The organism is Pseudonocardia alni (assembly GCF_002813375.1).
Lineage (GTDB): Bacteria > Actinomycetota > Actinomycetes > Mycobacteriales > Pseudonocardiaceae > Pseudonocardia > Pseudonocardia alni.
Genome location: NZ_PHUJ01000003.1, coordinates 4,872,379 through 4,890,489, shown reverse-complemented (window position 1 = coordinate 4,890,489; position 18,111 = coordinate 4,872,379). Strand labels below are relative to the sequence as shown.

Below are 18,111 nucleotides of genomic sequence, written 5' to 3'. Positions count from 1 at the left end.
CCGCGCCGGGACCCGCAGCTCTGGGAGGGCCACATCGAGGGGCGCAGCGGGTCGGTCGGTCAGGCCCGGACCTCCCCCGGGACCGCCCAGCGCCCCGACCGCGCCCGCAGCCCCACCGCGACCAGGCGCACCACCATGAATGCGGCGAGCCCGGTCCAGATCCCGGCCAGCCCCCACCCGAACAGCAGCGACAGCCAGATCATCGGCAGGAACCCGCCGAGCGCGGCGAGCAGCGTCGTGGTGCGCAGGAAGGCCGCGTCACCGGCGCCGAGCAGCACGCCGTCCAGGGCGAACACCACCCCGGCGATCGGCTGCAGCGCGGTGAAGAACCACCACGCCGCGGGGATCGCCGCGAGGACCGCCGCGTCGCGGGTGAACACCGGCGGCAGGACGGGGTAGAGCGCGGCGAACAGCACGCCGAACCCGCAGCCGAGCACGAGGCCGTAGCGGGTGACCCGGGCGGCGAGCGACCGCGCCGGTCCGGTGTCCGCACGGTCGCCGTCCGCACCGTGTCCGCCGTCCGCGCCACCCAGGGCGGCCCCGACCAGCGACTGCGCCGCGATCGCGACCGCGTCGAGCACGAGGGACTGGAACACCCACAGCTGCAGCACGATCTGGTGCGCGGCGACGGACTCGGACCCGAACCGGGCGGCGACCGCCGTCGCGGACAGGAAGCAGGCCTGGAACCCCAGCGACCGCACGATCAGGTCACGGCCCATCGTCGCCTGCGAACGGAGCACCGCGGCGTCCGGGGCGAAGCGGACCGGGTCACCGGCGGGCGCGCGCCGGCGTTCGACGACCAGCGCCCGCAGGAACAGCGACGCCGCGACGGCCTGCCCCGCGACGTTGGCGATCGCCGAGCCCTCCAGCCCCCAGCCCGCCCAGTCCCCCGCCCCGTGCACCAGCAGCGGACAGAGCAGCGCGGACAGCAGGTTGCCGCCGATCACGATCCACATCGGGCGACGGGTGTCCTGCACCCCGCGCATCCAGCCGTTGCCGGCCAGCGTCACCAGGACCAGCGGGGCGCCGAACAGCGCGATCCGCAGCCACGACACCGCGCCCTCGGCGATCACCGGGTCCCCGGCGAGCAGCCCCGCCAGCGGTGCCGCGGCGAGCTGTCCGAGCACGACGACCAGCAGCCCGACGCCCAGCGCCAGCCAGGTCGCCTGCACACCCTCCGCCACCGCGGCCGACCGGCGCCCGGCACCGTAGAACCGGGCCGCGCGCGCCGTCGTCCCGTAGGACAGGAACGTCAGCTGGGTCGTGACCTGCGCGAACAGCACCGCCGCGACGGCGAGCGAGGCCAGCGGCAGCCCACCCAGCCGTCCGACGACGGCCGTGTCGACCAGCAGGAACAGCGGCTCGGCCGCCAGCACCGGGAGCGCGGGCAGGGCGAGCCGGAGGATGTCACGGGGCCCGCCCGCGATGGGGGCGGGCCGGGTCACCGACGGGGACGACGGCAGAGGAAGCAGAACGCGGGCGGCAGGTTGCGCCACACCGTTCGGGTCATCACGACCTCGTCGAACGTGTCGTGCAGGGCCGCCTTGAACCGCCGCGCCGAGGGCATCGGCAGGGTGTGGGAGTAGGCGAACGTCGCGAACGCACCGGTCTCCCCCACCGCCCCGACGACCTGGTCGAGGATCTCCTGCTGCATCGTCCGGTCGAACAGCGACCAGGGCAGCCCGGAGATCACCGCGTCGACCGAGGTGATGTCGCGCTCGGCGAGCAGCGCCCCCAGCTTGCGGGCGTCGCCGTTCACGACCTCGACGCCCGGGTGCCGGCTGCGCAGGTAGTCCGCCATCCGCGGGTCCAGCTCGACGGCCAGGTGCCGCCCCTCCGGGGACAGCCGGCGCGCGACCTGCGCGGTCACCGCCCCGGTACCCGGCCCCAGCTCCACGACGACCGGCGCGCCGTGACCCGGCGCGATACGGGCCAGCTTCGCCGACAGCCGCGGCGAGCTCGGCCATACCGCACCCACCTGGGCCGGGTTGCGCAGCCAGGCCCGGAGGAACTCCGGCCACCCGCTGGGCTCGTTGCCGTGACTGTCGTCGCCCCCGCGGGCCGCAGCGGGCTCGGATCGCACCGCTCACCTCCTGGTCTCGCGGGACACGCTACGTGCCCCGGTGCTGCGACACCGGACCGCCCCGAGGTCCATCCGATCGTGGTGTCGCGGCGATGTACCCCGGATGAACCCGATCAACCGGGCACGTGCTCAGCGGGCCAGCTCCGCCCGGAGCAGCTCCAGGAGCTCGTCGCGGGTACCGGAGCGCTCGAACCCGGCGGCACCGGTGTGCCCGCCGCCGCCGAGCGTCGTCGCCACCCGGGACAGGTCCGGGGACCCGTTGCCGCGCAGCGACACCGACCACTCCCCCGGTGCCGTCTCGGTCAGCAGCGCCGCCACCCCGCCCCCGGCCGCGGCCTGCAGCGGCCCGACCAGGGCGACCGTGCGGTCACGGAACCGGGTCGCGGTCGCCACGTCGACGGCGGCCCACACCAGGTCCGCCCCCGCCGCGACGTCCTCCTCCCGGTGGGCCCCGGCCAGCACCGTGGCCTGCGCGGCGAGCCAGGCGAACGGCACCGGACCGCCGATGTCCCGCAGCAGCGGAGCGGGCTCGACACCGGCGTCGACGAGCTCGGCGCCCAGCCGGAGCGCATCCGCACCACCACGCCGGAAACCGCCGGTGTCGGTGTAGAGCCCCGCGAACAGGGACCGGGCGAGGACCGCGTCCAGCGGGACGCCCAGCTCGGCGAGCACCGCCCGGACGAGAGTCACCGTCGCCGGGGCGCCCGGGTCGACGAGGTACCGGTCCGCGAACGCCACGAACGACGCGTGGTGGTCCACCGCCAGCGACGACCCGGACGTGTCCAGCACCGGCTCCAGGTCCCCCAGCCGGGGGGACGACGAGATGTCGCAACAGACCAGCAGGTCCGGCGCGCGCGGCGCGTCCACCGAGGCGACGACCAGCCCGGCGGGGTCGAGGGTGTCGACCAGCCCGGCGGGCACCGGGTCCGGCCCGCCGAACGACACGGTGACCGGGATCCCCGCGCGGTGCAGCGCCGTGGCCAGGGCCAGGGCGCTGCCCGCGGCGTCCGCGTCGGGCCGGACGTGCCCGACCACGAGCACGTCACGGGCCCGGCGCAGCACTGCCGCTGCCCCGGCCGGGTCGACCGGACCGGGACCCGGGACGGTCTCGTGCGCGCCGCCGGTCACTCGGCGTCGGTCTCCCGCGGGGCCTTGTACGGGTCCGCGTCCCCCGCCGGCGACGCCGTGGCCGCCAGCCGGGCCACCTCCTCGTCGGAGGCGCGGGTGCGGGCCAGCAGCTCCTCCATCCGGCGGGCCGTGTCCGGCACCGCGTCCAGCACGAACGCGAGGCTCGGCGTGTGCCGCACCCCGGTCTGCTGTCCCACCCGGCTGCGGAGCACCCCGCTCGCGCTCTGCAGCGCGGCGGCTGCCCCCGCGGTGTCCGGCTCCTCCTCCAGCGAGGCACCCATGACCGTGTAGAACACGGTCGCCTCGCGCAGGTCGCCGGTGACACGGGTGTCGGTGATCGTCACCATCGCCAGCCGCGGATCCTTCACCTCGTGCTCGAGGGCCTCCGCGACGATCTGCGAGATCCGCTTCGCGAGCTTGCGCGCGCGGGCCTGGTCGACCATGTCCTGCTCCTTCCAGCGGGTCGTGCGAGCCCGAGTCTAGGCACGGGTCGCGGGGTCACGCCGCGTTCGATTCTCGGTCCTGCCGGTTCGTCCCCCGACCGCCGGGACGCGGTGCCGCTGCGTCGTCTCCCGACCGCCGGGACGCGGTGCCGCTGCGTCCGTCCCCCGACCGCCGGGACTCAGTCGTCGTCGGGGCCGAACAGCCGGGTCCGGGCCGACAACAGCTCCAGCTCGGGGCGGGCGGCCACCAGCCGCTCGCACCGCTCCAGCAGGGCACGGACGTGCCCCGCGTCGGCGGCGACACAGCTCACACCGATCAGCGCACGCCGGTGCAGGTCCAGATGTCCCGCCTCGGCCGCCGCCACCTCGAACCGGCGCAGCTCGGCCAGCAGCGGACGCACCGCCGAGCGCTTCTGCTTCAGCGACCGGACGTCGCCGAGCAGCACGTCACACTCCAGGGAGCCGACGTACACACACACCTCCGCTGACGCCGACGGGGCGGCCGGTGACCGGCCGCCCCGTCGGAGCGCGTTCGTCAGCCGCTAGTCGCGCGGCTTCTCCCGCATCTCGAACGTCTCGATGACGTCGTCGACCTTGATGTCGCCGTAGGTACCGAGCGTCAGACCGCACTCGAAGCCCTCGCGGACCTCGACCACGTCGTCCTTGAACCGGCGCAGCGAGGAGATCGGGAGGTTCTCGTGGATCACCTTCGAGTCGCGCAGCAGGCGCGCCCGGGCGTTCCGGCGGATCTCCCCACTCATCACCAGGCAACCGGCGATCGTGCCGAACTTCGAGGACTTGAAGACCTCGCGGACCTCCGCGCGGCCCAGCTCGACCTCCTCGTACTCCGGCTTGAGCATGCCCTTGAGGGCCGCCTCGATCTCGTCGATCGCCTGGTAGATCACCGAGTAGTAGCGGATCTCGACGCCCTCGCGGTTGGCCAGCTCCGTGGCCTTGCCCTCGGCACGGACGTTGAAGCCCATGACGATGACGTTGTCCGCGATGGCGAGGTTGATGTCGCCCTCGGTGATACCGCCGACGCCGCGGTGGATGACCCGCAGCTCGACCTCCTCACCCACGTCCAGCTTCATCAGGGCTTCCTCGAGCGCCTCGACGGTGCCCGAGTTGTCACCCTTGATGATCAGGTTGAGGGTGTTGGTCTCCTTCAGCGCGGCGTCCAGGTCCTCCAGGCTGACGCGCTTGCGACGGCTCGCCAGCTCGGCGTTCCGCTCGCGGGCACGCCGCCGGTCGGCGATCTGGCGCGCGACCCGGTCCTCGTCGACGACGAGGAACGTGTCGCCCGCACCCGGCACCGACGTCAGACCGATGACCTGCACCGGACGCGACGGGAGCGCCTCGGTGACGTCCTGGCCGTGCTCGTCGACCATGCGCCGGACGCGCCCGGAGGCGTCGCCGGCCACGACCGAGTCGCCGACCCGGAGCGTGCCGCGCTGGACCAGCACCGTGGCCACCGGGCCGCGACCGCGGTCGAGGTGACCCTCGATGGTGACGCCCTGCGCCTCCATCTCGGGGTTGGCCCGCAGGTCGAGGGCCGCGTCGGCGGTCAGCAGGATCGCCTCGAGCAGGGCCTCGATGTTCGTGCCCTGCTTCGCGGAGATGTCGACGAACATGGTGTCGCCGCCGTACTCCTCGGCCACCAGGTTGTACTCGGTGAGCTGCTGACGGATCTTCTGCGGGTTCGCACCCTCGACGTCGATCTTGTTGACCGCCACGACGATCGGCAGACCGGCCGCCTGGGCGTGGTTGATCGACTCGACGGTCTGCGGCATCACACCGTCGTCCGCCGCCACCACGATGACCGCGATGTCGGTGGACTTGGCACCACGGGCACGCATGGCGGTGAACGCCTCGTGACCCGGGGTGTCGATGAACGTGATGAGCCGCTCCTCGCCCTCGAGCTCGGCCGCGACCTGGTAGGCGCCGATGTGCTGGGTGATGCCACCGGCCTCGCCCTCGCGGACGTTCGCCTTGCGGACCGTGTCCAGCAGTCGCGTCTTACCGTGGTCGACGTGACCCATGACGGTCACGACCGGCGGACGCGCCTCGAGCGCGTCCTCGTCGCCCGGGTCACCGAACTCGATGTCGAACGACTCCAGCAGCGCACGGTCCTCCTCCTCGGGGGAGACGACCTGCACGCGGTAGTTCATCTCCTGGCCGAGCAGCTCCAGGATCTCGTCCGAGACCGACGCGGTGGCCGTGACCATCTCACCGAGGTGGAACAACACCTGCACCAGCGAGGCCGGGTTGGCGTTGATCTTCTCGGCGAAGTCGGTCAGCGACGCGCCACGCGGCAGCCGGACGGTCTCGCCGTTGCCCTTCGGCAGGCGGACGCCGCCCACCGAGGGAGCAGCCATGGCGTCGTACTCCTGGCGCTTCTGCCGCTTCGACTTGCGACCCCTGCGGGCCGGTCCGCCGGGACGGCCGAAGGCACCCGCGGCACCGCCGCGGCCACCGGGACGACCGCCGCCACCGGGACGACCACGGAATCCACCGGCCGGGGGCGGACCACCGGGACCGCCGCCACCGGGACGGAAACCGCCGCCACCGCCACCGGGACGACCGCCACCGGGGCCACCACGGCCACCGCCGGGGCCACCACGACCGCCGCCGGGGCCACCACGGCCACCGGCACCGGCGCCGGGACGCCCGGCAGCCGGACGCGCGGGCATCATGCCCGGGTTCGGCCGCGGAGGCATGTTGCCCGGGTTCGGACGGGGACCGCCCGAACCCGGAGCGCCGCCCGGACGGGGCGGACGCGGCGGGGCCTCACCGGAACGCGCGGCCGGAGCCTCGGGACGGCCGCCGCCCTGCTGGCCGCCACCGCCCTGCTGGGGCTGCGGCGGGCCGGGACGCGGGCCCGGCTTGGGCGAACCCTGGCCGACGCCGAACGGGTTGTTGCCGACGCGCGGCTGGCGCGGGCCCGGACGGGCGCCACGCTCGCCGGGCTGGCCGGCGGGACGCGGGGCGCCGCCGCCCTGGCCACCCTGTCCCTGTCCCTGGCCCGGACGGGGCGCGGGGGCGGGCTTCGGCGCGGCCGGACCCGGCTTCGGGGCCGCCGGACCGGGCTTCGGCGCGGCGGAACCGGGCCGCGGCGCGGCCGGGGCCTCGGCGGCCGCGGCGGGGGTCTCGACGGCCGGAGCCGCCGGGGCCTGCGGGCCGGGCTTGGGCGCGGCCGGTCCCGGCTTCGGGACGTCGGTGCGCGCCGCGGGCTGCGCCGGCGACGGGGCACCCGGGGTGGGTGCCGCGGGGGCCGGCGGACCCGGACGCGGGCCGGGCTTGGGGGCCGGACCCGGGGTCGGGCGCGACGGCGACGGGGCGCCGGAGCCACCGGCGCGCGGACGACCGCCACCGGGCGCACCGGAACCGCGGCGCTGACCGCCGGCGGCGCCCCCACCGGAGGCCATCGCGTCGCGCAGCTTGCGCGCGACCGGGGCCTCCACGGTGGAGGAGGGGGACTTCACGTACTCCCCCAGGTCCTGCAGCTTGCTGAGGACCTGCTTACTGCTGATTCCGAGCTCTTTCGCGAGCTCGTGCACGCGGGCCTTGCCTGCCACTGCTCTCCTCATCCTGACCGGAGGCCGGGCGGCAGCATCCCGCTCGACCTCGAACCTAGTGTCGAAGCACGTTCATGGTGCGATCTTCACTGCTGGCTCATGACTGGTCGACCTTGCTTTCTTCCGATGACGGGTCCGAGAGGTTCCCGGGCCCCAGCGGGTCGCGCGACTCCTGCAGCCACCGCTTGACGGCGGTGACGTCCGGTGCCGAGCGGACGCGTAACGCCCGGGCGAACGCCGAGCGTCGCTCGGCCCTGTCCAGGCACCCCGTCGAGAGGTGCAACCAGGCACCCCGTCCGGGGAGACGGCGGCGCGGATCCGGAATGCAACGTCCGTTCTCCACGACCACCCGCAACAGTACGTCGGCCCGTTCCCGGGTCCGGCACCCCACACAGGTCCGGATCGGAACCGACCGGGTGTGCGTGGGCGACGGTCCGCGACCGCGGGCCGGTGACGAGTGTAGCGCAGAGCGGTCCTCGGGCATTCCCTCGCCCGGCCCCTGCTGTTGATCTCCGTCGGTCAGGACGGCTCCCCGGCGGGGTCGACCGGCCCACCGTCGGGGGTGACCGGGTCACGCGGGTCGGCGTCGCTGCGGATGTCGATCTTCCAGCCGGTGAGCCGGGCGGCGAGGCGGGCGTTCTGCCCCTCCTTGCCGATCGCCAGCGACAGCTGGAAGTCCGGCACGACGACGCGGGCGATCCGGGCGCGCTCGTCGAGCACGGTCACCGAGACCACCTTCGACGGCGAGAGCGCGTTGCCGACGAACTCGGCCGGGTCCTCGGACCAGTCGATGATGTCGATCTTCTCGCCGGCCAGCTCGCCCATCACACCGCGCACGCGGGCACCCATCGGGCCGATGCAGGCGCCCTTGGCGTTGAGCCCGGAGCGGGTCGAGCGCACCGCGATCTTGGAACGGAACCCGGCCTCACGGGCCACCGAGACGATCTCGACGGAGCCGTCGACGAGCTCGGGCACCTCGAGGGCGAACAGCTTCCGCACCAGGTTCGGGTGGGTCCGCGAGAGCGTGATCGAGGTGCCCCGCGGGCCGCGGTTCACGCCGATGACGAAGCAGCGGATCCGGTCGCCGTGCCGATAGACCTCGCCCGGCACCTGCTCGGCGGCGGGGAGCACGGCCTCGGTGCCGCCGGAGAGCTCGACCACGACGACGCCGCGGGCGTTGGCGCGCGCGTCGCGCTGCACGATGCCCGCGACGACCTCGCCCTCCTTGGTGGAGAACTCGCCGTAGGTGCGCTCGTGCTCGGCGTCGCGCAGCCGCTGCAGGATGACCTGGCGGGCGGTGGTCGCCGCGATCCGGCCGAAGCCCTCGGGTGTGTCGTCGAACTCCGGGCCGGGGGTGCCGTCCTCGGAGGCGTCGGCGGCGTCGCGGACCATGACCCGCACCACACCGGTCTTGCGGTCGATGTCGACGCGGGCGTCCGGGTGGTGGCCGTCGGTGTGTCGGTAGGCGGTGAGCAGCGCCGTCTCGATGGCCGAGAGGACCGTCTCGAACGGGATCTCCTTGTCCCGCTCGATCGCGCGCAGCGCGGGGATGTCGACGTTCACCGGTTCTCCTCGTCGCGGACGGTCTCGACGGCGCCGCCGTCGTCGTGGTTCGTGGGGGCCCCGTCGGCCCCGTCGGTGCTGCCGGACAGCGCGTCCGGGTCGAGCAGTGCGGTCTCCGCGGGCGGGGCGGGCTTGAACTCGACCTGCACCTGGGCGTGGCGGATCTCCGCGAGCGGGATGTCCCGGCGTTCGGGCGCCTTCCGGCCGGGGACCGCGACGGCGACCGTGTCGCCGTCGAGCCGGCCGACCCGGGCCTCGACGACGGTGCCGTCGGTCAGGGTGATCCGCGCCAGGCGCAGGTAGGCCCGTCGCCAGTGCCGGGGCTCGGTGAGCGGCCGGTCGATCCCGGGCGAGGTCACCTCGAGCGTGTACGAGCCCTCGATGAGGTGCTCGTGCGGGTCCAGCTCGGCGGCCGCGGAGCGGCTGAGCCGGGCGATGACGTCGAGATCGATGCCGGTCGCGGGCGAGGACTCGGGCAGGTCGACGACGAGCTTGACCGAGTGCCGTCGCCCGGCGGTGCGGACCTCCACGGCGTCGATCTCCAGCCCGGCCCCGTGGACCACCGGCTCGAGCACGCCGCGCAGCTGGTCTGCCAGCTGTGCGGGGTCCGGACTGCGCATCGGGTGACTCTCCTCGTGTCAGGGTGCCCGCCGGGGCGGCGGCCGGTCGGCGGGGCTTCGGGTGGGCGTCGATCGTGGTGCCGCGACCGCCGGTGGGCGGGCACGTCGGTCGCTTGCGGACGGCATACGACGGCGGCGCCGCACACCGCGACGCGTCCGGACGGGACCGGACGGTGCCGGTGACGGTGGGGACGGCCGACGAGCCTAGCGCGTCGGCCCGGCGGGCCGCCGGTCGGTGGCCCGTCGGTGGGCGGTCGTCCGCGGCCCGGGCGGGCACGGTCGGTGCCGGGCGGCCCGGCACGTGCTGGCAGCATGACCCGACGTGAACGACCGCGAGCCATCCGTGTCGCCCCGGGTGTCCCCGGCCGGGCCGCCGCCGTCGGTGACCCCGTCACCGGTGACCCGCCGCGGCGGTGCCCGCCCGACGCGGCGCCAGGTGCTGGCCACCACGGCCGCGGTGGCCGCGATGGTGCCGCTGGCGGGCTGCTCGAGCGCGACGACGCGCACCGAGGACGCCTCCGACGCCCTGCTCGCGCTCGCCGACGCAGCCCGGTCCGACGCCGCGCTGGTCGTCGCCGCGGTGACCGGCGACCCGTCGCTCGCGGGCCGGCTGGAGCCGCTGCGCGCGGCCCGGATGGAGCACGCCGCCGCGCTGGACCAGGCGGGCGGACGCACTCCGGGCCAGATCGCCGCCCCCGCGACACCGCCGTCGGGGGACCTCGCCGCGGTGCGCGACGCCGTCGCCGGGTCGGCCCGCAGCGCAGGCGAGGTCGTCCCCCGCGCCTCGGCGCTGCAGGTGGGTCTGGTCGCCGAGGTCGCCGCCTGCTGCGCCACCTACGCGGCGGTCCTGACCGGGGCGCCGGCGTGAGCGCGGGTCCGCGGCCGCGGCAGTCCTCCGACGACGAGCCGCAGGTCCCCCAGGTCACCGTCGAGGCGCTGCAGCGGGCACTCGCCTGCGAGCACGCGGCGCTGTGGGCGTACAAGATGGCGCTCGCGTTCATCCCGCCGGAGTGGGCGACCCGGGCCCGCGGCGACATCGAGGCCCACACCACCCTGCGCGGTCAGATCACCCAGACCCTGTCCGACATCGGGCAGCGGCCGGTCTCGGCGCAGCCGGCGTACGCGGCCCCGCAGCCCGTCGTCGACGGGGTGTCGGCCGGGGCGCTGCTGGTGTCGGCCGAGACCGACGCGATCGCCGCCTGGCGGTCGGTGACCGAGCGGTCGTCGTCGGTCCCGCTGCGCGAGGCCGGGCTCAAGGCGATGGTCGAGTGCACCGGCCGGCTCGCGTACTGGCGCGGGGTCACCGAGCGGTCCCCCGTCGTACCGGTGTTCCCCGGCCGCAGCTGAGGGGTCGCGGCGCTCAGCGGAGCGCCGCGGCGGCCGCCTCGACGTCGTCAGGGGTGGTCGACAGGTGGAACGCCAGCCGGGCGGCCCCGTCGCGCACGGCGGCGGTGACCCCGGCCGCGGCCAGCCGGTCGGCCGCCCCCTCGGCGCGCACCGACACGATGGCCGACCCGGCGGGCGGCATCCCGAGCCGCTCGCGCAGGGTGTCGGCGAGACCGACGCAGTGCGCGCGCAGGCCGTCGGCGTCGAGCGAGGCCAGCCAGGGCAGCGTCACCGCGGCGCCGGCGTGGGCGAACCAGACGGGGGCCTCCTCGCCGCCGGCCGGTCCGGGCCGCGCGGGCGGGTCCGGGGTGTAGAGCCCGCCGCCCCAGCGGTCCCGGGTGCCGTACCAGCCCGCGGAGTGCGGGACGGGCTCCGGCCAGCACGCCCCGGCGGGCGGCCCGTCCACCCACGACGGACGCCGGGCCAGCCAGGCGGTGCCGCGCGGCGCGAGCAGCCACTTGTACCCGGCACCGACGACGGCGTCGGCGTCGTGCAGACGCAGCGGGAGCCACCCGGCGGCCTGGGTGACGTCGAACAGAAGCCGCACGCCGCTGCGGGCGCGGGCGGCGAGCAGTGCGTCGACGTCGGCGATCGCGCCGTCGGCGGACTGCACCACCGACACCGCGACGAGGTCGTGGTCACCGGCGTGGGCCGCCAGCTCCGGGAGCGGCACCTCGGTCACCCGGACCCCGCGGTGGGCCTGCACCGCGAACGGCCGGGTCACCGAGGAGAACTCACCGCGGGCGACGAGCACGCGGGTGCCGTCGGGCACCGACGCGGCGAGCGGACCGATCAGGCCGGAGGTCGTGGCGCCCTGCGCGACGTCGGCGACCGGCACCCCGGTGATCGCGGCGAACCCCGCGCGGGCCGCCTCGACGTCGTCGTCGAAGTCCTTCGGCGAGGCCGCGCCGACCGCCCAGCGCGCCACGACGTCGGCGACCACCGCCGACGCCCGGAGCGGCGGGATGCCGATGCTCGCGGTGTTCAGGTAGCCGGGCCGGTGTGGCAGTTCCCACCCGGCGAAGGTGACTGTGTCGTCCACGCTGCCCGAGCGTAGTGAGCGTCCTAGTGTCGGGGTCGTGCACAGCGAGCTGATCGAGATCCGGACCGGTTCCGAGGAGACCGTCGTGGACCTGACGCACCGGATCGAACGCTTCCTGTCCGACTGCGGTGCCGGTGACGGCCTGCTCAACGTCTTCGTGCCGCACGCGACGGCCGGCATCGCCCTCATCGAGACCGGCGCGGGCAGCGACTCCGACCTGCTCGAGCAGCTGCGCGAGCTGCTCCCCGCCGACGACCGGTGGCGGCACCGGCACGGCAGCTCCGGGCACGGGCGCGACCACGTGCTGCCCGCGTTCGTGCCGCCGTCGACGACGGTGCCGGTGATCGACGGCCGCCCCGCGCTGGGGACCTGGCAGTCGATCTGCCTGGTCGACACCAACATCGACAACCCGACGCGTTCGGTGCGGCTGACGCTGCTGCCGGGCTGAGCCCCGCCGCACGCCCCGGACCGCCGGGCGACCGCGGTCGGCCGCCCGCCGGAACACCGCGTCGGGGTCGCGCGACACCGCCGTACGCTGCGCCGGTGACCTCCGGCCGGACGACGACGACCGACCGCCCGGCTCCCGCGACACCGTCGCGCCCGGGCGACCCCTCCCCCGGATCCGGGCGACGGCTGCGTCCCGCGCTGGCCGCCGCCGTCGCCGTGCTGGTCGTGGCCGGCGCGGTGGCCGGGCTCGGCGGCATCCGCCCGGACTCCACCACGGCCACCCCGGCCGCACCGGCCCCGGCCGCGGAGCCCGCCGCGTTCGCCGTCACGCCCCCGCCGGGGTGGACGGCCCCGACCGCCGGCGCGCCCGCCCTGGACGTGTTCGGGGTGCCGTTCGCCCGGCTCGCCGAGGCGCCGCCGTTCGCCGCGGGCGACTGCCCCGTCGGCGCCGCGCCACGCGGGGTCGCCGCGGCCGCACTCGTCGCCGTCCCGGCCGGGACGACGGTCGAGCAGGCCGCGCAGGCGTTCGCCCGCGGCGCCGGGGAGTCGGCCTACGCCGGCTCCGCACCGCAGGTGGCGGTCGGGCCGCCCGGACCACGTCCGGGCAGCGGTGAACCGGGGACGTGGGTCGAGGCCACGGTCCGCACCGACGGCACCGCGTCGGGGGCCGGCGGGTGCCGCGCCACCGACGGCGCGGTCGGTGTGCTGGCGGTCCCCCGCACCCAGGCCCGGGACGGGTCGGTCGGCGTCGCGATGCTGGTCGTCGCTGCGGATGCGGGCGGCGGTCCGGGCGACGCGGTACCCCGCTCGGCCCTCACCGACCTCGCCGCCTCGGCGGTCCGCCCCGGCTGACCGGAGGAACGCACGGAGCGGGCCTCTCCGGCGAGGGACCCGCCCGTGCGGTGGCGGTGCCGCTCAGGCCCCGCGGACGATCCCCGCGACGAGCTCGGCGGCACCGGCGCGGTCGATCTCGCTCCGCTCGCCGGTGGCGCGGTCCTTGAGCTCCAGCTTCCCGTCGGCGAGCCCCCGCCCGACGACGACGATCGTCGGCACGCCGATCAGCTCGGCGTCGGCGAACTTCACGCCGGGGCTCGCCTTGCGGTCGTCGAGCACGACCGACAGGCCCTGGGCCTCCAGCTCGGCGGCGACGGCCTCGCCGCCCGCCAGCAGCTCCGCGGACTTGCCCGCGACGACGAGGTGCACGTCGAACGGCGCCACCGACCGCGGCCACACCAGGCCGGAGCCGTCGTGGGACTGCTCGGCGATCGCGGCGACCAGCCGGGAGACACCGATGCCGTAGGAGCCCATCGTGATCCGGACCGGCTTGGAGTCCGGGCCGAGCGCGTCGAGGGAGAAGGCGTCGGCGTACTTGCGGCCGAGCTGGAAGATGTGCCCGATCTCGATGCCGCGGGCGGCCTCCAGCACGCCGGTGCCGTCCGGGGACGGGTCCCCGGCGCGGACCTCGGCGGCCTCGATCGTGCCGTCCGGGGTGAAGTCGCGGCCCGCGACGAGGTCGACGACGTGGTGGTCGGCCTTGTCCGCGCCGGTGACCCAGGCGGTGCCGGTGACGATCCGCGGGTCCACGAGGTAGCGGACGCCGTTCGCGGCGAGCGCGCCCGGCCCGATGTAGCCCTTGACCAGGAACCCGTTGCGGGCGAAGTCGGCCTCGTCGAGCAGCGCCACCTCGGCGGGCTCCAGCGACGCCTCCAGGCGCTTCATGTCGACCTCGCGGTCGCCGGGGACGCCGATCCCCAGCAGCTCCCACTCGTCCGCGCCGGGCTGCCGGGTCTTCACCAGCACGTTCTTCAGCGTGTCGGCCGCGGTGAAGGTGCGCTCGGTGTGCGCGTTGAGGAAGGTCACCAGCGACTCGATGGTCGGGGTGTCCGGCGTGTGGTGCACCTGCGCGGCGGGCAGCCCGTCGAGCGGGACCGCGGGGGGCGCGGGCGTGGTGACGGCCTCGACGTTGGCCGCGTAGCCGCCGGGACCGCGGACGAAGGTGTCCTCGCCGGTCTCGGACTCGGCGAGGAACTCCTCCGACGCCGAGCCGCCCATCGCACCCGAGGTCGCGGACACGATCACGTAGCGCAGCCCGAGCCGGTCGAAGATCTTCACGTAGGCGTCGCGGTGCTTGCGGTAGGACTCCGACAGTCCCTCGTCGGTGAGGTCGAAGGAGTAGGAGTCCTTCATGAGGAACTCGCGGCCGCGCAGGATGCCCGCGCGGGGGCGCTCCTCGTCGCGGTACTTGTTCTGGATCTGGTAGAGGATGACCGGGTAGTCCTTGTAGGACGAGTACTCGCCCTTGACCGCGAGGGTGAACAGTTCCTCGTGGGTCGGGCCGAGCAGGTAGTCGCCGCCCTTGCGGTCCTTGAGGCGGAACAGGTTCGGGCCGTACTCGGTCCACCGGTTCGTCGTCTCGTAGGGCTCGCGCGGCAACAGCGCCGGGAACTGGATCTCCTGGCCGCCCATGGCGTCCATCTCCTCGCGCACCACCTTCTCGACGCGGCGGAGCACCGTGAGACCGAGCGGCAGCCAGGAGTACACGCCCGGGGCCACGCGACGGACATAACCGGCGCGGACCAGCAGCTTGTGGCTGGGTACCTCCGCGTCGGCCGGGTCCTCACGCAGGGTGCGCAGGAACAGCGACGACATCCGGGTCAACACCTGCAGAAGGGTAGCGAGGGACCCCGGAGCCGCTCATCCCGGTTCCGGAGCGGGCAGACTCGGGGCATGGGAGACGAACAGCACGAGCTGCTCGCGGGGGCACGCCAGGGCGTCCTCGCGACGATCAAGCGCAGTGGCATGCCCCAGCTGTCGCCGGTGACGCCGTACTACGACCGCGCGGCCGGGACGGTGCAGGTGTCGATGACCGAGGGGCGGGCGAAGACCGCGAACCTGCGGCGGGACCCGCGGGCGGCGCTGTCGGTGGAGAGCACCGACGGCCGCTCCTGGGCGACGGCCGAGGGCCCGGTCGAGCTCGTCGGTCCCGACGACTCGCCCGACGGACCGGCCGTGCAGGCGCTGGTCGACTGGTACCGCGCCGCCGCCGGGGAGCACCCGGACTGGGACGAGTACCGCGAGGTCATGGTCCGGGACCGGCGGGTGCTGATGACGATGCGGGTGCAGCGCGTCTACGGGGAGAACCTGGGCTGACGGCGTTCCGGCCGTGGCCGCGCCCGGTGGACGCGGTCCCGGCGGCTCAGACCGCCTCGTCCAGCAGCTCGGCCAGCAGCCGGGCCACCGTCGGCGTCTCCACCAGGAACCCGTCGTGCCCGTACGGCGAGTCGATCACCTTGAGCGGGTCGGCGCGCGGGATGCCGTCGGCCAGCTCCTGCTGGTCGGCGAGCGGGTAGAGCCGGTCGGAGGTGACCCCGGCGACGTAGGTGCGGGCGCTCACCCGCGACAGCGCCGCGGTCACCCCGCCCCGGTCGCGGCCGACGTCGTGGTGGTTCATCGCCTGGGTCAGCCGCACGTAGGACGCGGCGTCGAAGCGGTGCACGAGCTTGTGCGCGTGGTGGTCCAGGTAGGACTCCACGGCGTAGCGGCCGCCGTCGAGCGGGTCCTCGCCCGGCTGCGGGCCGCGGCCGAAGCGGGTCGCCAGCTCGTAGCCCGAGCGGTAGGACAGGTGCGCGATCCGGCGGGCCACGCCGAGTCCGCGCCACGGCCCCTCCGGCGTGTCGTGGTAGTCGCCGCCGTGCCAGTGCGGGTCGCCGGTGATCGCCTGGATCTGCGGGCTCGCCCAGCCGATCTGGTCCGCCGTCGACGCCGCGGGCCCGGCGAGCAGGAACAGCCGCCGTACCCGGTCGGGCTCGGTGGCCGCCCACTCCAGGGACCGCATGGACCCCATCGAGCCGCCGATCACGCAGGCGAACGCGTCGATGCCGAGCGCGTCGGCCAGGTACTGCTCGGCGACGACCGTGTCCCGCACGGTGACCGTCGGGAACCGGCTGCCCCAGGTCCGCCCGTCCGGCGCGCGGGACGCCGGACCGGTGCTGCCCTGGCAGCCGCCGACCGCGTTCGGCGCGACGACGAACCAGCGGGCCGGGTCCAGCGGGCCGCCCGGCTCGATCAGCCCGGGCCACCAACCGGACGTCGGGTGCCCGGGGCCGGCCGGACCCTCCAGGTGCGCGTCGCCGGTGAGGGCGTGCAGGACGAGGACGGCGTTGGAGCCGTCCGGCGCGAGCTCGCCCCAGGTCTCGTAGGCCAGGCGCACGCCCGGCAGCTCCCCGCCGGCCGCCAGCTTCAGCGGCGCGGGCAGGTCGAGGAAGTGGCGGCGGCCGGGGTCGTCCCCCTCCCGCCAGGCGCCGCTGGCGGGAGGGAGCTCGAAGTCGTTCACGGACACCAGGTAATCAGATCCGCTCTCAGGCGCCCTTCGCGGCGCGGAAACCGGCGTCCAGGTCGGCCTTGAGGTCCTCGATGCCCTCGAGGCCCACCGACAGCCGGACCAGGCCCGGGGTCACGCCGGAGGCGAGCTGCTCCTCCGCGGAGAGCTGGCTGTGCGTGGTCGACGCCGGGTGGATGACCAGGCTGCGGACGTCGCCGATGTTGGCGAGGTGGCTGTGCAGCTCGAGGGCGTTCACGAACTTCTTGCCCGCCTCGACACCGCCCCGCAGCTCGAAGGCCACGATCGCGCCGCCGCCCTTGGGCAGGTACTTCTGCTGGAGGGCGTGCCACGGGCTGGACGGGAGACCGGCGTAGTGGACCTGCTCCACCTCGTCGCGGGCCTCGAGCCACTCGGCCAGCGCCTGGGCGTTCTGGTTGTGCCGGTCCATCCGCAGCGACAGCGTCTCGATGCCCTGGATGATCAGGAACGCGTTCTGCGGGGAGATCGCCGGGCCGAGGTCGCGCAGCAGCTGCACACGGGCCTTGATGATGTAGGCGATCGGGCCGACGGCGTCGGTGAACACCGCGCCGTGGTAGCTCGGGTCCGGGCTGGTCAGGCCGGGGAACCTGTCCTTGTTCGCGACCCAGTCGAACGTCCCGGAGTCGACGATGATGCCGCCGACCGAGGTGCCGTGGCCGCCGAGGAACTTGGTCAGTGACTCGACGACGATGTCGGCGCCGTGCTCGATCGGCCGCACCAGGTACGGGGTCGGGACGGTGTTGTCGACGATCAGCGGGACCCCGGCGTCGTGCGCGACACCGGCGACGGCGGCGATGTCGAGGATGTTGCCGCGCGGGTTGCCCAGCGTCTCGCCGTAGAGGGCCTTGGTGTTCGGCCGGATCGCGGCCTTCCACTCCTCCAGGTCGTCGGGGTCCTCCACGAAGGTGACCTCGATACCCATCTTCGGGAAGGTGTAGTGGAACTGGTTGTAGGTGCCGCCGTAGAGCGAGGCGCTGGAGACGATGTGGTCCCCGGCCTCGGCGATGTTCTGGACCGCCAGCGCCTGCGCGGCCTGCCCGGACGCGACGGCCAGGGCCGCGGCCCCGCCCTCCAGCGCGGCGACGCGCTGCTCCAGCACGTCCTGGGTGGGGTTCATGATCCGCGTGTAGATGTTGCCGAACTCGGCGAGCCCGAACAGGTTCGCGGCGTGGTCGGTGTCGCGGAAGACGTAGGACGTCGTCTGGTAGATCGGGGTGGCCCGGGCGTTCGTGGTCGGGTCGGGTGCGGCGCCGGCGTGCACCTGCTTGGTCTCGAACGACCAGTTGGCGGTGGTGTCGGGGTCGGTCACGGTGGGACTCCTCTTCGGGTCGACCGCCGGTGTGAGCGTGCCGAGGCGGGCCGGGCCCGGGTCGGTCGATCGCGGCGGCTACAGGGGCTGTGGCGGGGCGGACGCGTACGTGGGCCCTCGGACGAGCGCGGGTCAGCGGCAGGGGCGACAGGCCG

The 18,111-nt window shown here is 75.0% G+C and carries 18 protein-coding genes; 5 read left to right on the top strand and 13 right to left on the bottom strand.

The window, feature by feature from the left end; all coding sequences use genetic code 11:
- Positions 1-59: 59 nt before the first annotated feature.
- The 9 genes from ATL51_RS24090 to rimP form a co-directional block, all read right to left on the bottom strand.
- Positions 60-1,445 carry an MATE family efflux transporter gene (locus tag ATL51_RS24090; RefSeq protein WP_100880014.1) on the bottom strand — a complete coding sequence of 462 codons (1,386 nt, stop codon included), beginning with the start codon at positions 1,443-1,445 and terminating at the stop codon, positions 60-62.
- A complete protein-coding gene (locus ATL51_RS24085; protein ID WP_374210215.1) occupies positions 1,442-2,083 on the bottom strand; it encodes a class I SAM-dependent methyltransferase in 642 nt (213 codons plus the stop codon). The genes ATL51_RS24090 and ATL51_RS24085 overlap by 4 nt, the downstream gene beginning before the upstream one ends.
- Positions 2,084-2,212: 129 nt before the next feature.
- Positions 2,213-3,211: a DHH family phosphoesterase gene (locus ATL51_RS24080; protein WP_100880013.1), complete on the bottom strand. Its 999-nt coding sequence runs from the start codon at positions 3,209-3,211 to the stop codon at positions 2,213-2,215.
- Complete coding sequence (gene rbfA, locus ATL51_RS24075) at positions 3,208-3,654, bottom strand: 30S ribosome-binding factor RbfA (protein ID WP_062401126.1); 447 nt, start codon at positions 3,652-3,654, stop codon at positions 3,208-3,210. The genes ATL51_RS24080 and rbfA overlap by 4 nt, the downstream gene beginning before the upstream one ends.
- A 179-nt stretch (positions 3,655-3,833) precedes the next feature.
- The gene (locus ATL51_RS24070) at positions 3,834-4,127 is read right to left on the bottom strand and encodes a DUF503 domain-containing protein (RefSeq protein WP_062401124.1); all 294 of its coding nucleotides are present in this window, start codon (positions 4,125-4,127) and stop codon (positions 3,834-3,836) included.
- A 69-nt stretch (positions 4,128-4,196) separates the two neighbouring features.
- Positions 4,197-7,229, bottom strand: a complete 3,033-nt coding sequence (gene infB / locus ATL51_RS24065) for a translation initiation factor IF-2 (protein WP_083659083.1) — start codon at positions 7,227-7,229, stop codon at positions 4,197-4,199.
- A 97-nt stretch (positions 7,230-7,326) separates the two neighbouring features.
- On the bottom strand, positions 7,327-7,713 hold the full coding sequence (locus tag ATL51_RS24060) for a YlxR family protein (protein ID WP_083659084.1): 387 nt from the start codon (positions 7,711-7,713) through the stop codon (positions 7,327-7,329).
- Positions 7,714-7,748: 35 nt separating this feature from the next.
- On the bottom strand, positions 7,749-8,792 hold the full coding sequence (gene nusA / locus ATL51_RS24055) for a transcription termination factor NusA (protein ID WP_073578132.1): 1,044 nt from the start codon (positions 8,790-8,792) through the stop codon (positions 7,749-7,751).
- Positions 8,789-9,412 (bottom strand): ribosome maturation factor RimP, encoded by a 624-nt coding sequence (gene rimP / locus ATL51_RS24050; protein ID WP_073578133.1) that lies wholly within the window; start codon positions 9,410-9,412, stop codon positions 8,789-8,791. The genes nusA and rimP overlap by 4 nt, the downstream gene beginning before the upstream one ends.
- Before the next feature lie 322 nt (positions 9,413-9,734).
- Between rimP and ATL51_RS24040 the strand changes: the two genes are divergently transcribed.
- Together ATL51_RS24040 and ATL51_RS24035 are read left to right on the top strand one after the other, a co-directional pair.
- On the top strand, positions 9,735-10,280 hold the full coding sequence (locus ATL51_RS24040) for a hypothetical protein (protein WP_100880012.1): 546 nt from the start codon (positions 9,735-9,737) through the stop codon (positions 10,278-10,280).
- Entirely contained in the window at positions 10,277-10,759 is a 483-nt protein-coding gene (locus ATL51_RS24035) for a ferritin-like domain-containing protein (RefSeq protein WP_062401114.1), read from the top strand. The genes ATL51_RS24040 and ATL51_RS24035 overlap by 4 nt, the downstream gene beginning before the upstream one ends.
- Before the next feature lie 13 nt (positions 10,760-10,772).
- On the opposite strand, the gene ATL51_RS24030 is transcribed toward ATL51_RS24035, so the two are convergent.
- Positions 10,773-11,840 (bottom strand): aminotransferase class V-fold PLP-dependent enzyme, encoded by a 1,068-nt coding sequence (locus ATL51_RS24030; RefSeq protein WP_073578136.1) that lies wholly within the window; start codon positions 11,838-11,840, stop codon positions 10,773-10,775.
- 37 nt (positions 11,841-11,877) lie between these two features.
- Here ATL51_RS24030 and ATL51_RS24025 point away from each other — a divergent pair, with 37 nt between their 5' ends.
- The gene (locus ATL51_RS24025; protein WP_073578137.1) at positions 11,878-12,288 is read left to right on the top strand and encodes a secondary thiamine-phosphate synthase enzyme YjbQ; all 411 of its coding nucleotides are present in this window, start codon (positions 11,878-11,880) and stop codon (positions 12,286-12,288) included.
- A 95-nt stretch (positions 12,289-12,383) separates the two neighbouring features.
- Positions 12,384-13,139 carry a hypothetical protein gene (locus tag ATL51_RS24020; RefSeq protein WP_073578138.1) on the top strand — a complete coding sequence of 252 codons (756 nt, stop codon included), beginning with the start codon at positions 12,384-12,386 and terminating at the stop codon, positions 13,137-13,139.
- Positions 13,140-13,202: 63 nt separating this feature from the next.
- Here the strand turns inward: ATL51_RS24020 and ATL51_RS24015 are convergent, their stop codons facing one another.
- Positions 13,203-14,948, bottom strand: a complete 1,746-nt coding sequence (locus ATL51_RS24015) for a proline--tRNA ligase (RefSeq protein ID WP_073578139.1) — start codon at positions 14,946-14,948, stop codon at positions 13,203-13,205.
- A 66-nt stretch (positions 14,949-15,014) separates the two neighbouring features.
- On the opposite strand from ATL51_RS24015, the gene ATL51_RS24010 reads away from it, so the two are divergent.
- Complete coding sequence (locus ATL51_RS24010; RefSeq protein WP_073578140.1) at positions 15,015-15,437, top strand: PPOX class F420-dependent oxidoreductase; 423 nt, start codon at positions 15,015-15,017, stop codon at positions 15,435-15,437.
- Positions 15,438-15,483: 46 nt separating this feature from the next.
- On the opposite strand, the gene metX is transcribed toward ATL51_RS24010, so the two are convergent.
- Positions 15,484-16,620: a homoserine O-acetyltransferase MetX gene (metX, locus tag ATL51_RS24005; protein WP_073578279.1), complete on the bottom strand. Its 1,137-nt coding sequence runs from the start codon at positions 16,618-16,620 to the stop codon at positions 15,484-15,486.
- A gap of 25 nt (positions 16,621-16,645) precedes the next feature.
- The gene (locus ATL51_RS24000; protein WP_073578141.1) at positions 16,646-17,956 is read right to left on the bottom strand and encodes a bifunctional o-acetylhomoserine/o-acetylserine sulfhydrylase; all 1,311 of its coding nucleotides are present in this window, start codon (positions 17,954-17,956) and stop codon (positions 16,646-16,648) included.
- Between the last annotated feature and the right edge of the window lie 155 nt (positions 17,957-18,111).